At 53.5% G+C, this 284-nt stretch carries 1 pseudogene; it reads left to right on the forward strand.

Annotated features, from left to right (window positions below):
• Positions 1–71 precede the first annotated feature (71 nt).
• Positions 72–284 (forward strand): annotated as a pseudogene (locus HY2_RS15965) (hypothetical protein); the annotation flags it as partial.

Raw genomic sequence — 284 nt, forward strand, 5'->3', positions numbered from 1 at the left:
CAACCTGTAGAAAACACTGACCTAAAAATAAACTTTTCCGACACCCTCCGCCCCCGGTGTATAGTGCCCCCATGTCTGATCCGCGTTTCGCCCCGGTCTATGCCTATGTCCACCCGGTCTTCTGGCCGTGGCTCTGGCTGCAGCTGTGGGCCATCGCGACGCATCAAAAAGAGACGGGTCAGGACTTTTTGCTGAATGTCACGCGCTGCGGATTTGTTCGTATCAAATACGTGTCGGACGTTCGAAAGCCCAAACCGAAAAATCTCTACACATATGAAGCGCCC

It is taken from the genome of Hyphomonas pacifica, from assembly GCF_000682675.1.
Taxonomy (GTDB): Bacteria; Pseudomonadota; Alphaproteobacteria; order Caulobacterales; family Hyphomonadaceae; genus Hyphomonas; species Hyphomonas pacifica.